The organism is Flavihumibacter fluminis, from assembly GCF_021491375.1.
GTDB lineage: Bacteria > Bacteroidota > Bacteroidia > Chitinophagales > Chitinophagaceae > Flavihumibacter > Flavihumibacter fluminis.
On sequence record NZ_JAKEVY010000003.1, the window covers coordinates 615122 to 630183 of the forward strand.

The 15062-nt window shown below is 46.0% G+C and carries 14 protein-coding genes; 9 read left to right on the plus strand and 5 right to left on the minus strand.

Going from position 1 to position 15062, the window contains the following annotated elements; all coding sequences use genetic code 11:
* Positions 1–8: 8 nt before the first annotated feature.
* Positions 9–905 (minus strand): methylmalonyl Co-A mutase-associated GTPase MeaB, encoded by an 897-nt coding sequence (meaB, locus tag L0U88_RS13880; protein ID WP_234866672.1) that lies wholly within the window; start codon positions 903–905, stop codon positions 9–11.
* Positions 906–980: 75 nt separating this feature from the next.
* Here meaB and L0U88_RS13885 point away from each other — a divergent pair, with 75 nt between their 5' ends.
* From L0U88_RS13885 to L0U88_RS13910, 6 genes are all read left to right on the plus strand, one after another.
* Positions 981–1625: an LON peptidase substrate-binding domain-containing protein gene (locus L0U88_RS13885; RefSeq protein ID WP_234866673.1), complete on the plus strand. Its 645-nt coding sequence runs from the start codon at positions 981–983 to the stop codon at positions 1623–1625.
* A 17-nt stretch (positions 1626–1642) separates the two neighbouring features.
* Positions 1643–2368 carry a type III pantothenate kinase gene (locus L0U88_RS13890; protein WP_234866674.1) on the plus strand — a complete coding sequence of 242 codons (726 nt, stop codon included), beginning with the start codon at positions 1643–1645 and terminating at the stop codon, positions 2366–2368.
* Positions 2346–3716, plus strand: a complete 1371-nt coding sequence (gene bamG / locus L0U88_RS13895) for a BamG family beta-barrel-assembly machinery protein (protein WP_234866675.1) — start codon at positions 2346–2348, stop codon at positions 3714–3716. The genes L0U88_RS13890 and bamG overlap by 23 nt, the downstream gene beginning before the upstream one ends.
* Positions 3709–4422 (plus strand): LPS export ABC transporter periplasmic protein LptC, encoded by a 714-nt coding sequence (gene lptC / locus L0U88_RS13900; protein ID WP_234866676.1) that lies wholly within the window; start codon positions 3709–3711, stop codon positions 4420–4422. Before bamG ends, lptC begins: the two co-directional genes overlap by 8 nt.
* A 10-nt stretch (positions 4423–4432) precedes the next feature.
* Positions 4433–5419, plus strand: coding sequence for an aldo/keto reductase (locus L0U88_RS13905; RefSeq protein WP_234866677.1), 987 nt, complete (start codon positions 4433–4435; stop codon positions 5417–5419).
* A gap of 602 nt (positions 5420–6021) precedes the next feature.
* On the plus strand, positions 6022–6843 hold the full coding sequence (locus tag L0U88_RS13910) for an SDR family oxidoreductase (protein WP_234866678.1): 822 nt from the start codon (positions 6022–6024) through the stop codon (positions 6841–6843).
* Positions 6844–6917: 74 nt separating this feature from the next.
* Here L0U88_RS13910 and lysS read toward each other — a convergent pair whose 3' ends face one another.
* On the minus strand, positions 6918–8426 hold the full coding sequence (lysS, locus tag L0U88_RS13915; protein WP_234866679.1) for a lysine--tRNA ligase: 1509 nt from the start codon (positions 8424–8426) through the stop codon (positions 6918–6920).
* 120 nt (positions 8427–8546) lie between these two features.
* On the opposite strand from lysS, the gene L0U88_RS13920 reads away from it, so the two are divergent.
* On the plus strand, positions 8547–9383 hold the full coding sequence (locus L0U88_RS13920; protein ID WP_234866680.1) for a UDP-2,3-diacylglucosamine diphosphatase: 837 nt from the start codon (positions 8547–8549) through the stop codon (positions 9381–9383).
* Between the two features lie 19 nt (positions 9384–9402).
* Positions 9403–10437 (plus strand): glycosyltransferase family protein, encoded by a 1035-nt coding sequence (locus L0U88_RS13925; RefSeq protein WP_234866681.1) that lies wholly within the window; start codon positions 9403–9405, stop codon positions 10435–10437.
* Here L0U88_RS13925 and L0U88_RS13930 read toward each other — a convergent pair.
* Positions 10434–11318, minus strand: a complete 885-nt coding sequence (locus tag L0U88_RS13930; protein WP_234866682.1) for a flavin reductase family protein — start codon at positions 11316–11318, stop codon at positions 10434–10436. The genes L0U88_RS13925 and L0U88_RS13930 overlap by 4 nt on opposite strands.
* Positions 11308–12327 carry a fumarylacetoacetate hydrolase family protein gene (locus L0U88_RS13935; RefSeq protein WP_234866683.1) on the minus strand — a complete coding sequence of 340 codons (1020 nt, stop codon included), beginning with the start codon at positions 12325–12327 and terminating at the stop codon, positions 11308–11310. The genes L0U88_RS13930 and L0U88_RS13935 overlap by 11 nt, the downstream gene beginning before the upstream one ends.
* A gap of 81 nt (positions 12328–12408) precedes the next feature.
* Here L0U88_RS13935 and L0U88_RS13940 point away from each other — a divergent pair, with 81 nt between their 5' ends.
* Complete coding sequence (locus tag L0U88_RS13940; protein WP_234866684.1) at positions 12409–14289, plus strand: serine hydrolase; 1881 nt, start codon at positions 12409–12411, stop codon at positions 14287–14289.
* 14 nt (positions 14290–14303) lie between these two features.
* On the opposite strand, the gene fabG is transcribed toward L0U88_RS13940, so the two are convergent.
* Positions 14304–15059: a 3-oxoacyl-[acyl-carrier-protein] reductase gene (gene fabG, locus L0U88_RS13945; RefSeq protein WP_234866685.1), complete on the minus strand. Its 756-nt coding sequence runs from the start codon at positions 15057–15059 to the stop codon at positions 14304–14306.
* Between the last annotated feature and the right edge of the window lie 3 nt (positions 15060–15062).

A 15062-nucleotide genomic window follows, 5' to 3' on the forward strand; every position in this document is an offset into this window, starting at 1 on the left:
CTCACGTTTTAAAATTGCTGCACAAACTGATACAGGTTAAATGCATGTCGCCTTTGTAAATCTTCAATGGCTTCTTTCAAGCGTTGTTTATTTACATCTTTCATGCGGTTGCGTTCGATAAGATGATAGGCGCGTTCAGCGAGTAGCCAGGCACGTTTATCTGACTCTTTGTGTATGACAAGATGTGCTTCAATGGCCTGCAGCCAGTCGGATATGCCCTGCTTTTGAGATGCAATTGTTTTGATTATTGGAACTTCCGTGGAGTGTCTGCTGAAACTAGGCGCAAGCATGCTGCGGAGATTGCGCAGGAAGAGATCCGCATCGGGCCGGTCTGCTTTGTTTACAATAAAAATATCCGCAATTTCCATGAGTCCTGCTTTCATGGTCTGAATCTCATCACCGGCTTCCGGAACCAATACCACGGTGGTACAATCTGCCAAACCGACTATTTCGATTTCACTTTGTCCTACCCCTACTGTTTCCACCAGTATGTAATCAAATGGAGTTACTTTTAACAGTTCCGTTATCTCAATAATATGCGGATGTAGTCCTCCTAAAGAACCCCGTGTAGCGAGCGATCGGATAAAAACCGAAGGATGATTGTACCAGCTGCTCATCCGGATCCGATCGCCGAGTACAGCACCAAGATGGAAGGGTGATGAAGGGTCCACACATAAAACAGCTACCGATTTTTCCTGCTGCACCAGTGCCCCAATCAGGGCATCCACGAGGGTTGATTTTCCGGCTCCCGGAGGTCCTGTAATTCCAACGATTGGGGTGGTATGATGCGGTAATGCCTTCAGCAATTCTTCATAACCGGGAACTTCATTTTCGATCAGTGAAATGCAGCGTGCAATGCTTTTAATATCGCCGTGTAAAATCTTTGACAAAAGTTGATCCCACATAGGATGAAGGTAGATAATCTTGCAGAATCCGGGTTTGAATCGCCTTTTGTTCTTAATATTGTTTGCTTTACGCTTATGACCAATTTTGTTCCGATATTTCCCCTTGGTATCGTGGTGTTTCCAGGTGAACAATTGAACCTCCATATTTTTGAACCTCGTTATAAACAACTGATCCAGGAATGTGTGGCCGACAATAAAATGTTTGGCATTCCAACCGTGCTCAACAATCAACTGGGTGAATGGGGAACCCTGGTAAGAGTGAAAAAAGTGAGCAAGTTATACGACAACGGAGAAATGGATATTGAAACGGAAGGGCTCACCGTTTTTAAAGTGCTGGAAGTGGTGAAATCCATTCCCGATAAATTGTATAGCGGAGCCATTGTTCATTATCCCCAAAACGTAGAGGGTAGGGGTAATCCCGAGCTGATGCGAAAACTGATCAGCAGTATCCGGGAATTGCATCAGGTTCTTAAACTGGATAAAAAATTTAATAAACCGGACGAGCTGCTGGTTAGTTATGATGTGGCGCATCATGCCGGACTTTCGGTTCAGGAAGAATATGAATTACTCAGCCTCCTGCATGAATTGCAGCGACAGGAATATCTAAAGCGCCATCTTGCCAAGGTATTACCGGTACTGGCGGAAATGGAGCAGCTAAAGGAAAAAGTTAAACTCAACGGCCATTTTAAAAACCTATCTTCGCTCGATTTTGAGTTGTAAATCCAGCGAAATCCCTTATGGCGCGCATTACGCTTTGTTTTGATTTTGGAAATACCCGCCAGAAAATGGCCATTTTCACCAATGGTGAATTTTCTGGTGTCCGTTTGCTGGAAAGCCTTGAGCCTGCGGCGATTGCACCCTTGCTGGAGGAATTTCCCGCAGAGAAAATCATCCTCTCCTCTGTTATGAATCATCCGCCTTCGTTGGAGGTACTTCTAGCAGAAAAGGCTCATTTTCATAAGCTTTCACACCTTACCCGGCTGCCTTTTACTACACCGGTTGGCAAACCCGAAACAATCGGTGCCGACCGCCTCGCATTGGTGGCTGCCTCCGTTAATCTATTTCCTGGGAAAAACAACCTGGCCATCGCACTTGGCACGGCCATTACCTACAATTTTGTAAATCGGAACCATGAATTCCTGGGCGGGGGTATTTCACCCGGTATGGAAATGCGGTTTCGCAGCCTGAAAGATTATACGGCCCTTCTGCCCCTGGTTAAGGAAGACTGGAATTTCCCCCTCGTGGGTTATGATACGGTCACCAATATCACCAGCGGCGTGATTCTGGGCATGGCCAAAGAGATCGATGGTTTCATTGATGCCTACAAAGAAAGGTATGGGAACTTTAACGTGCTGTTAACCGGGGGTAATTCGGCCTATTTTGTCCCCCACTTAAAAAACAAGATATTTGCCGACCAGAATTTAATCTTTAAAGGACTGTATGCGATCAGTGAGTGTAATTAAACAACCAATAAACCTTCTGCTCTTAACCGTACTGCTGTTTTGTGGGATGGTGACCAATGCCCAGGAAAACTCGCCGTACTCCCGTTATGGCTGGGGTAACCTGGTTCCTTCCACCCCGATCGTGACCAGAGGAATGGGCGGTCTTACCACCGGTTATGTTGATTTTGATGAGCGTTATGATGTAAAACAGGGTGTTCCCCGTTACCTCAAACCCCAATCCATCAATTTTCTGAACCCTGCTTCCTATGCGCGGCTGAGAACAACCTCCTTCGATATTGGCTTCGAAGTAGAAAATCAGGTGTTGCAGGAGCGGAATGTTATCGAGAAATACAAAGCCACCTTCGCCAATATATCCTACCTCCAGTTAGGAGTACCAATTAGTCGGAAACGAAATTTTTCCATGGTGTTGGGCCTGAGACCCATTAGCCGGATCAACTACCAGATTCAGTCGTATGGACGTGAAATCAATCCTGAAACTGGAAACAGCGTAGATTCAACCCTCACGCTATACCAGGGCAAGGGCGGATCTTACCAGGCCTATATGGGATTGGGTAAAGGTTTTGGAAATTTCAGCATTGGAGCCAACCTGGGTTATTTCTTCGGTACCAAGGACTTCGGAACCCGCAAATCCTTTATCAACGATAGTGTGGTTTATTACAAAGGAAATTACCAGACCAAGATCAATTTTGGTGGTTTGTCAATTAATACGGGTATTCAGTACCGGGCTAAACTAAGTAAGGATATAAGGTTGGTATTAGGAGCAACGGCCACTTTCTCCAGCGAATACAATGCTAATAGAGATATTATCCGGGAAACTTTCGAATATGATGCTTCCGGAGGAACTTTTATAAGGGATTCCGTTTACCGCGAGGAAGGTGTTCAGGGCACTGTTATTTTTCCTTCTACCTATTCCGGCGGTTTCACCATTGAACGTCAGGATAAATGGATGTTGGGTGCAGAGTATTCCACCACTTCCTGGGATGACTTCCGGCTTTATGATGCCAAAGATTCGGTTGGTTCAACTTATATGTTTCGTATCGGCGGGCAGTTTATTCCGAGCGCATACGGATCCAATTATTGGGGAAGGGTAACCTACCGGGCCGGCTTTAACCTCGGAACCGATTATATCCGGTACGGAGGTGAAGAGTTGAAAAAGTACACCGTGACCATGGGATTTGGTTTTCCTGTTCGTCCAAACCGATTCAGTAATCAGTTTACCATGCTGAACCTGGGCATTGAATTTGGAAGAAGAGGTACGCCAGAAACACGCCTCCAGGAAAATATGTTCCGGATCTCACTGGGCGCTACCCTAAGTGATCTCTGGTTCGTGAAGCGGAAATATGACTAATTTTTGTCACGATATAAGTAAGTCAAAATTAACAGCACTGTTAGGGTGCTGTCTTTTTTTTGGCCTGCTGCTGACTGCCTGCGAAAACAGCCAGGAAGAACTGGAAGCACTTTCCAAAAATCGGATTGCTGTTGAAGAAGCAAAATCCATTGAGAGTTATCTTAGCCAGGGAGGAAAGATGAAAGCCAAATTAACGGCACCTGTGATGAACCGGTATCAGACTGATTCTCCATATATTGAATTTCCCTACAGTTTGCACGTGGATTTTTATAACGATAGCATCCTGGTTCAAAGTGAACTGTTTGCCAAGTATGGCCGCTACCGGGAGACGGAGCAGAAAGTATTTTTGCGGGATAGTGTGCTGGTGTTCAATAACCGAAAAGACACCTTGAAATGTGAGGAACTATGGTGGGATCAGAACAAAGAAATTTTCTATACTGATAAAGATGTTCAGATCCACCAGCCGGATAAAATTATCTTTGGGAAAGGACTGGAGGCGGATCAGTCGTTCAACTGGTACCTGATCAAACAGATCACAGGCCAGGTGATGGTACCCAAAGGAGGGTTTGGCCCCGCAACCCCGGCAGATTCTACTGGTGTTGCCACTGATACCCTGAACACCCCGCCTGCCCGCCCAACGGGTCAATCGCCCGCCGCTCCGGTGGCTGAACCCATACCATCGGTTCCGCCAAAAAAAGAAAACTAAAACGCAATTCATGATATACCGTCGCATGGGCCGAACCGGCCTTCAACTCAGTGCACTCAGTTTTGGTAGCTGGGTAAGTTTTCACAAGCAAATTGGTGATGCTACTGCGAATGAACTGATGAGTATCGCCTACGAACAGGGAATCAATTTCTTTGATAATGCAGAGGGGTATGCGCTTGGTGAGAGTGAAAAAATGATGGGCCGGGTACTAAAAACCAAAGATTGGGATCGTAGTTCCTATGTATTATCCAGCAAAGTGTTTTTCGGCTGGCGCAAGGAGAATAAACCCAATCAAACGGGCCTGAGCCGAAAACATATAGTGGAAGCCTGTCACGAGGCGCTGGACCGACTTCAGACCGATTATCTGGATCTTTATTTCTGTCACCGTCCCGACCCCGCTGTTCCGATTGAAGAAGTGGTTTGGACCATGCACAACCTGATTACCCAGGGTAAGGTACTCTATTGGGGTACCAGCATGTGGAGTGGTGCTGAAATCATGGAAGCCCATCGCGTTGCGCAACAATACCGCCTGATTGGTCCAGTTGTGGAACAGCCTCAGTATAACCTCTTTGAACGTATGAAGATGGAACAGGATTACCTGCCAGTATTTCAGAATGTGGGAATGGGAACCACCATCTGGAGTCCGCTGGCGGCGGGTTTCCTGACCGGAAAGTACCTTCAGGGCATGCCGGAAGGAAGCCGGCTGGGGCTTGAAGGATTTGAATGGCTCAGGGATCGCTGGCTGCAGGAAGAAAAAATCGCGAAACTGAAAAAACTGAATGAATTGGCTGTGGAGTTGGGCGTTTCCATTGGTAACCTGGCGATCGCCTGGACGCTGGCCAACCCGAATACAACTACTGCCATATTGGGGGCCACCCGCAAAGAACAGCTGGTTGACAACCTGAAAGCCCTGGATGTGTTGCCATTGCTGACACCACAAGTACTGGCAAGAATCGACGAAATCATGGGAAATAAACCCTTCCTCAACCTCGCTTAATTTTCCCATTGGGTAACCAACGGGTTCTAAACTCTTTCAGACAGCTTGAGTGATAAAAGTAAAAAACCCGATGCAATGGACTGCATCGGGTTTTTTAATTCTTTGTACGTTCAGAACCAACGGGTCTCGGCCATCGATAGGTACAAATTTTTTTCAGGACGTGGTCATTCTCTAGGAATTGGATCTGATACTGGATTCTAAAAACTTACTACTTTGTCAGGTCAACGAGATCGAATCACTTGGTCTTTCTTCGGAACATTGGTTTTTTCTTGGTCTTTCTACCGAATAATTGGATACTTGGTCTTTTCTTGGATATTGTGATGCTCTTGGTTTTTCGGCTTTCGCCTTTAGGATCTTGGATACTTGGTTTTTTTTGGATCTTGGATGTCCGATTTACATCGGTCTGGTTTTTCTTTAGGATTTGGGTGATTTGATATCGATCACTGACATAACAAAAGTATAAACCACCTGCAACCTGCACAAGAGTGCTATTGCTGAATTTGCCCGCTTCATGATTTACTGGAGATTTCGTAGAATTACGAAAGGAAATTTGGTAGAACTCACCTAACTTTCGTTAGTATATTGAAAATAAACGATTTGTCATGTCATTTAAGAATAAAAACATCCTGATTACGGGCGGTTCCAGGGGTATCGGAAAGGCCATTGCGATGCGATTAGCCGCAGATGGGGCCAATATTGCGATTGCTGCAAAAACTGCGGAGCCCCATCCCAAACTGGAAGGCACCATTTATACGGCTGCTGAAGATATAAAGGCAGCCGGAGCGGGAAAAGTACTTCCCCTGCAGGCGGATATCCGTTTTGAAGAGAGTATTGAACAGGCGGTTCAGTCTACAGTTTCCGAATTAGGTGGTATTGATATACTTATTAATAATGCCAGTGCGATCAGTTTAACCCCAACTGAACAAACCGAAGCCAAACGCTGGGACCTGATGCATGGGATCAATGTGCGGGGAACCTTCCTGATGTCTAAAGCCTGTATCCCGCATCTTAAGAAATCGCACAATCCGCATATTCTGAATTTATCTCCACCGCTGAATATGGATCCGCGCTGGTTTGCTCCCCACCTTGCTTACACGATGAGCAAGTACGGGATGAGTATGGTAGTTTTCGGATTGGCAGAAGAATTAAAGCCCCATCGTATTGCCGCCAATGCCCTCTGGCCTAAAACCACGATTGCAACGGCTGCAGTTGAAAACCTGTTGGGAGGTGATTTTCTGATGCAAAGGAGCCGCACTCCAGAAATTGTAGCCGATGCGGCATATTACATTCTGCAACGTCCTTCCTTTGAATGCACCGGGAACTTCTTTATTGATGAAGAAGTCCTTTCCGCGGAAGGCATCACAGATTTCACCAAGTACGCCGTGAATCCGAACCAGAAGCTGATGAATGATTTGTTTGTATGAGGAAGTGAGACGTCAGACGTGAGAAGTGAGACGGAATTCCTCTTCTCACATCTCACGTCTGACATCTCACATTTTTACGCTTCCGGTCTCATCTGCGGGAACAACAGCACATCCTGAATAGACGGCTGGTTGGTCAGTAACATACACAGACGATCAATTCCAATACCAATTCCTGCGGTTGGTGGCATGCCATATTCAAGTGCACGGAGAAAATCCTGATCAATGAACATAGCTTCGTCATCGCCCCGTTCCATTAGTTTAACCTGCTCTTCAAAGCGTTCCCGCTGATCAATCGGATCATTTAATTCAGAATACGCATTTGCGATTTCCTTTCCATTGATCATCAGCTCGAAACGCTCTACCAGTCCGGGTTTGCTGCGATGTTTCTTTGTAAGCGGACTCATCTCCACCGGGTAATCAATTATAAAGGTTGGCTGTATATAAGTGTGCTCACTGGTATCACCAAAAATCTCATCAATCAGTTTGCCTTTTCCTATTGTTGGAGCTACATCAATCTTCAGTTGTTTGCAAACTTCCCGTAATCCCGCTTCATCTTTTTCACTGATATCGATGCCTGTATTCTCCTTGATTGCATCAAATATGGAAATGCGTTTGAAAGGAGCTTTGAAACTGATGATTTTTTCGCCCACCGGAATTTCCGTTGTACCATGCAATGCGATTGCTACTTGCTCAAGTAATTGCTCGGTAGTTTCCATCATCCAGTTGTAATCCTTATAGGCGGTATACCATTCCAGGATCGTGAACTCAGGATTATGGGTGCGATCCATTCCCTCGTTTCGGAAGTTCCGGCTGAACTCATACACCCAGTCGAACCCGCCAACGATGCAACGCTTCAGGTATAATTCATTGGCAATACGCAGATAAAAAGGAACATCCAACGCATTGTGATGTGTGATAAAGGGGCGAGCCGCTGCACCACCAGGAATCGCCTGCAATACCGGAGTATCCACTTCTAATGCTCCACGATCATTCAGAAAATCGCGGATGGTATTGATCATCTTGCTGCGCTTTACGAAGGTATCACGCACCTGCGGATTGATCACCAGGTCGGCATAGCGCTGGCGGTATTTGAACTCCGGATCCGTAACCTCGTCGAATGTTTGGCCATCAGCCTCTTTCACCACCGGCAGTGGTTTCAGCGATTTGGTCAGCATGGTGAGTTCCGTCACATGTACAGATGTTTCACCGGTTTTGGTTGTGAAAACAAATCCTTTCACCCCGAAAATATCTCCAAGGTCGGTAAGGTGTTTCCAGACTTTATCATAGAGGGATTTGTCCTCACCCGGACAAATATCATCACGTCTTACATAAATCTGGATCCGACCGGTACTGTCCTGCAGTACCGCGAAACTGGCTTTTCCCATATCGCGCACACTCATGATGCGGCCGGCCAGGCATACTTCGGCGAAATCGGCTTTATTCTCTTCGCCTTTATAATGACTTTTAATATATGCGGCGTTGGTATTGACAGGGTAAAGTGGCGCAGGATAGGGGTCAATGCCCAGTTCCTGCAGCTGGTTCAGTTTCTCTCTTCGGATCAGTTCTTGTTCAGATAAATGCATGCTGCCAAAATTTGAAGCGCAAAAATAACGCATCCACTGCAAAGCCAGACATTACAATTCTTTAATACATGGTTTACATGGGGGTAATATCCTTTGGGCAATTTTGGTAAACATCCCATTATGGAAAGACGTCCCCTTGATGTAGCCATCCTATCCGATCTCCACCTGGGTACTTATGGAGCCAAAGCCAGGGAAGTGCTGAACTATCTCAAGAGCATCGCACCTCAAATGTTGATCCTTAATGGGGATATCATTGATGCCTGGCAGTTCAGCAAACATTATTTCCCGGCGAGTCATATGGCAGTGGTGAAAGAAATTCTCTGTATGCTGGCCAAAGGAACCAGGGTTATCTATATCACCGGCAACCACGATGAGATTATGCGAAGGTATTCCGGGGTTGAACTGGGTAATTTTCAATTAACTGATAAACTGGTGATTGAAATCAATTCCAAAATGACCTGGATCTTTCATGGTGATGTTTTTGACAATACCACCCGCGGCTCCGCGAAATTCTGGGCTAAACTGGGTAGCAATGGATATGGTTTTCTGATGTTGCTGAATCGTGGAATCAATGCTGTGATGAAGGTGTTGGGACGTGAACGGGTGAGTTTATCCAAATCCATTATGGCCGGTGTGAACAAAGCGGTGATCCGTATCAATGATTTTGAAATGACTGCGGCCGAGATCGCCATCGAAAAGAAATATGATTATGTCATCTGCGGACATATCCATCAACCACAGAAACGCCTGGTGGAAACGGAAGCAGGGAAAGTGATGTATCTGAACAGCGGTGATTGGGTGGAGCATATGACATCGCTTGAATTTTATCAGAACGACTGGCATATCTACACTTACGATGAAAAACAATTTGCCAACAGTAAACTGGAAATTGAAAAAACGGAACTCACTGTCGTGACCGATGAAGTGAATTTTTATGTGCAATCGCTGGCGATATAAACCCTAAAAACAAACAAGGATGAAGATTTTTTATGCAGTACAGGCTACAGGAAACGGACATATCAGCCGGGCCGCGCAATTGTTGCCATATCTGCAACGCTATGGAAAAGTGGATGTATTCCTGAGCGGAGCCAATGCCCAGTTGCAGAATGAGTTACCGGTTCGGTACAGGAGCAAGGGGCTGAGTCTTTTTTACAATACAAACGGGGGATTACATTATAATCGTATTGCTTCCCAATTGAATCCATTGCGGTTGTGGAAAGAGGTTAGAGACCTGCCGGTTGAAAACTACGATGTGGTTATCAATGATTTTGAATCTATTACGGCGATGTCATGTCTGTATAAAAAAGTTCCCTCTGTAAATCTTGGACACCAGGCGGCTTTTCAGTCAGATCGGGTACCGCGACCGGCAAAGCAGGATTTCTTCGGAGAGTGGCTTTTAAAAAATTATGCCAGAGCTTCGCAGCATATAGGACTGCACTTCAAAAAGTACGACGACTTTATTTTTGAACCCGTAATTAAAAAGGATATTTTACAGGCAAGTCCCCGGAATATGGGACATATCACGGTGTATCTTTCTGCCTACAGCGATCAATCGCTGATCCCGGTTTTTCAGCAACTCAGGGCTTTTAAGTTTGAAGTATTCTCCAGGCAGGTCAGTCGCCCGGAAGAACATAAAAACGTAAAGCTACTGCCGGTAAATCAGCGCCTCTTTAATGAAAGCATGATCAATTCTTTTGGAGTAATTACAGGTGCCGGATTTGAAACACCTGCGGAAGTATTACACATGGGTAAGAAACTGATGGTGATTCCTATACAAGGACAATATGAGCAGTTTTGTAATGCGGCCGCACTTGAAACATTTGGTATTCCAGTGCTGAAAAAAATTGATATCGGTTTCTGTTCCCAATTTTTGAAATGGATTGGTACAGAACAGAGAAATGAGCTGCAATACAATAATAATATCCCGGAAATTCTCGATTACCTGATGGACAATTATCCATCAAAAGGAGTTTCACTGGAATTACTGTACCCGGATTTGATGATCGGCTAATTCAGTGCCAGCAATACCTGCCAGGCTTCCGCAACTTTTTGCTGATCCAGTAATTCTTTTGCATAGCGATGCAACTCCAGTTCCATTTCATCGGGAGTAACCGAGTAATATTGAAAGATATTTTTCAGGCGCTCATCGTGGAAGGAAGGATCCACATCCGGAATGGCCCTTACATTAGCCAGTTGCCCGAGATTATTGCCCGTTAAAATGCTGCTGTTGCGGATGGGGGCCGGTAGTGCATCCACCCCGATTCCCAGCTCCGTATTGGGTTTCTCCACTTCGAATAAATTGGAAGCATCCACCTTGCAATACCAGTTGCCTCCCAGGCGGGCAGTCAGTTCCAGTTTACACTGATCGATCATGGTGCCGGCTTCATTGAGGATACTATCGGCCACGTGCATACGAAGTACTTCACAAATGACCAGGCAACCTGCTCCTCCTTCTGTTCCCAGCTCTTTTGTTTCAAGCACTTTGCATTCGAGTTGCACCTTACTTTCCTTTACCCGCGGAGGTTTCACCAGGCTGGAGGCTTCTGGTGTAAAACCTGCCTTGATGAATTCATTGGTTCCTTTCGGGTATTCACAACTCGCGAGCGACATCTGTTGTACCATCTCGTAGTCCACAATATTGATCACAACTTCCGGAACCTCCAAAACATTTTGCAGTGTGTGCTTGGTAGTATTATCGCGTACCCGCCTGGATGGGGAAAAAACCAGGATTGGCGGGGTGGATGAAAACATATTAAAAAAAGAAAACGGGCTCAGGTTTACTTCTCCATGAGCGCTGATGGTAGAGGCAAAACAGATGGGCCTGGGTCCGATCGCATGTTGCAGCCACTGTTGTTTTTGGGGGGCAGTCAGTGTGTTGAAATCAATCTGCATGGCCGGATTTTTTTCTTGCCAGAATAGAATAATCAGTGGGTTCTGCTACAATGGTATTGCTTAATACACCAAGCTGGTCGATCGTTAATTCCACTTTATCGCCATCGTTCAGCCACTGTGCTACATAATTAGGATCATTGAGTTTTCCTGTTCCATTTAACTCCAGGAAACAACCGGTTCCAACGGTGCCACTGCCTATCAGATCACCAGGATGTAAGGTTACACCATAGGAACAGCGTTCTATGATTTCAGCGAAGGTCCAATCCATATCACCGAGGTTTCCATCGCTCACCTGTATGCCATTCACGTGACATTGCATGCGCAGGTTCCAGTTCTTGCCGGTATGACCGGGTTTTGGCGCAATTTCAAAAGGCTCCAGTTCGTCGAGTGTTACCAGCCAGGGACCGATCACCGTAGAAAAATCTTTTCCCTTGGCAGGTCCCAGGTTGAGCAGCATTTCTTCCATTTGCAGGCGGCGCGCACTCATATCATTCATGATCATTAGTCCGCCTATGTATTGGTCTGCTTCCTCCGCTTTGATGTTTCTTCCTGCTTTGCAAATAACGATGGCAGCTTCCAGTTCGAAATCCAGTTGTTCAAAATGATCGGGCATACATACTATGTCACCGGGGCCCTGGATGCTGGTATGATTGGTGAAATAAAAGATAGGATATTGATCGAATTCAGGAATCATGGGTACGTTTCGGTTCCGGCGTGCGGAAGCAACATGCTGGCGAAATGCATAGCCATCGCGGCAACTGGTAGGGAAAGGAATGGGTGCCAGGAGATAGGCTGCATCATAGGGGAGGCCTCTTTCTTTGGGGATTCGTCCCATCTTCACCATCTCTTCACCCTTCAATGCCAGGGGATAGGAGTCCTCCCAATATTGCAGGAACATACCCATTGAGCCGGGTAGATCGGGGTGGAGGGTTTCCATCGCGTAAATGTATCCATCAACATAAATACCCAACTGATCGTGTCCTTCCACTAAATAGGAAACCAATTTCATGTGTACTGTTTTAGCAAGCTTTGAAAGGGTCAAAAATAACAGGAATAATTATCTTCCTGTTTAATCAAGTGTTGAATTACCATGAATCTGTTCAAATTCCGGATTGGAATGATCGGGTTATTGAGTTTGCTGGGTGTTCAAATAAAAGCCCAGCAACGATTGCATGATGTGGCACTGGAGCAACGCATCCGGGCAGCTGCGAGTCCGGCTTTGAAGAATGTATTAGATCATCCCGAGATCTACCAATATCAACTGATTTATACCGAAATCACCAGGAATAGCTCGAATCAGCCGGTTTTCAGGCATCAGTATCTGAATGTCAGTGATTCAATGTATTTCAATCCGGCTTCTATGGTCAAATTTCCAGTGGCATTGATGGTGATGGAAAAGATGGATTCGCTGCGGTCCCTTGGAATAAATCCGCTGACCTTGTTAAAAACAGATAGTTCAGCGCCTAAATCTTTGCTGGAGCTAGTAAGAGAAGCAATGATTGTGAGTGATAATGTAGCTTACAATAAATTGTTTCAGTTCCTGGGGCAGGAGGCGATCAATGTCCGGCTCCAGGAAATGGGTTATACCGGTAGCCGGATCACACGTCGATTTATACCATTGACACCGGAGCAGCATCGGGTTACTGAAGCGGTTCAATTGTTAACCAGTGATGGCCGTTTACTGATGGAACAGCCAGCGATAAAAAGTGCTTTCCCCTTTGATTTCAGTCGCAGGATCCTGGTGGGCAATGCGCATTACAACTGGTCGGATTCACTGGTGCAGGAACCCTTTGATTTTACTACTCATAATCGTATACCCTTGCGGGATATGCAGCAAGTTTTGCAGTCCTTCCTCTTTCCTTCCAGCGTGCCTGAACGGCAGCGTTTTCATTTATCCGATGAAACGCGAAAATTAATGCTGGATGCGATCAGTGAATTGCCTTCAGAGTCCAGGTTTCCTGTTTTTGATACCACTGAATTCTTCGACAGTTATTCCAAGTTCTTTTTGTACCGTGATGGGAAAAGGAAAGTGCCGGATCATATCCGGATCTTTAATAAAACTGGCTGGTCCTACGGTTACCTGATTGATGTGGCCTATATCCTGGACAAGTCCCGCAATCGCGAGTTTATGTTAAGCGGGGTGATCTATGTGAACAGTGATGGTATCCTGAATGATAACCGCTATGAATACGATTCCATCGGTTACCCCTTCTTCCGCGAGATCGGTGAAATCCTGCTTCAATCCACCGTGGTGGATGCCACCCGCCATAGGCGGACAAGCTCCCGACCGGTCAGCGCAATCACAAGGGGCGATAGTACACGAAAGGCGCTTGCGCTGGTGTTTACCGGGCATGAATTCGGGGAAGGCGGAGCCACCATCCGGCGGGTATTAAAGAAGAAGGGAGTGAAAGCCTCCTTTTTTCTTACCGGCGATTTTTACCGGAACCTGAAACTCCAGAAACTGATCCGGGAGTTAAAAGCAGACGGACATTATATGGGTGGACATGGAGATAAGCACCTGTTATGCTGCGACTGGTCCAACCGCGACAGCCTGTTGGTATCAAAAGAGATTTACCAAAATGATATTCGAAACAATGAGGAAGCCATGCGGGCGGTTGGCATTGATGCATCACAATCAGTCTACTTCATGCCTTCCTATGAATGGTACAATGATAGCATCGTTTGGTGGACAAAGCAGTTAGGACGTCACCTGGTTAATAATACATCAGGTACCTTGAGCCAGGCAGATTATACCCGTATACAGGACAAAAATTACAGAAACACTGAAACAATTTTTGCTTCTATAAAAGATCGGGAGACCAAATACGGCTTAAATGGGTTCCTGCTGCTATTGCATGTTGGCACTGGTCCAGGCAGGCCCGATCCCTTCTGGAATCGGCTGGAAGAATTGATCACCTGGTTGCAACAGAGAGGATATCAATTAGAAACAGTACCTTCTTTGTTAGAGTAAGGCTTTTTTACCGGTTATTGATAGAGTCCGCCGCAGGCGCTGATTACCTGGCCGGTTACATAAGAACTCATCGGACTGGCCAGGAAGAGCGTTACATTGGCAATTTCTTCTGCTGAACCAAAGCGGCCCAGCGGAATTTGTTTCAGGTATTCATCGGCTCCGCTGCCTTCTTTCAGATAGTGCGTCATATCGGTTTCTACAAATCCCGGAGCGATGGCATTACAACGAATATTCCGGCTGCCCAATTCCTGCGCAATCGATTTGGTAAATCCGATTATCCCGGCTTTGGAGGCGGCATAACTTGCCTGTCCGGCATTTCCCTTCATCCCAATAATGGAACTCATATTGATGATACTGCCGGATTTTGCTTTCATCATCGGACGAATCACCTGCTTGGTCATATTGTAAACCGATTTCAGGTTGGTATTGATTACTTCATCCCATTGATCCGGAGTCATTCTGAGCAATAGATTATCTTTCGAAATACCTGCATTGTTCACGCAGATATCAATGCCGCCAAACTGTGCAATGACATCATTTACCAGGGTTTCGCAATCTTCGAATTTGCCCGCATTACTGCGATAAGCTTTCGCTTTTACACCCAATCCGGCCAGTTTTTGTTCCAGGGCGGCGGCTTTTTCCGCACTACTTTCACTGACATAAGTAAAGGCGATATGTGCACCCTGCTCAGCCAGTTTCAGGGCGATGGCTTCCCCAATACCCCGGGCAGCGCCGGTTACGATTGCGATCTTATTCTCCAGAAGTTTCATTCG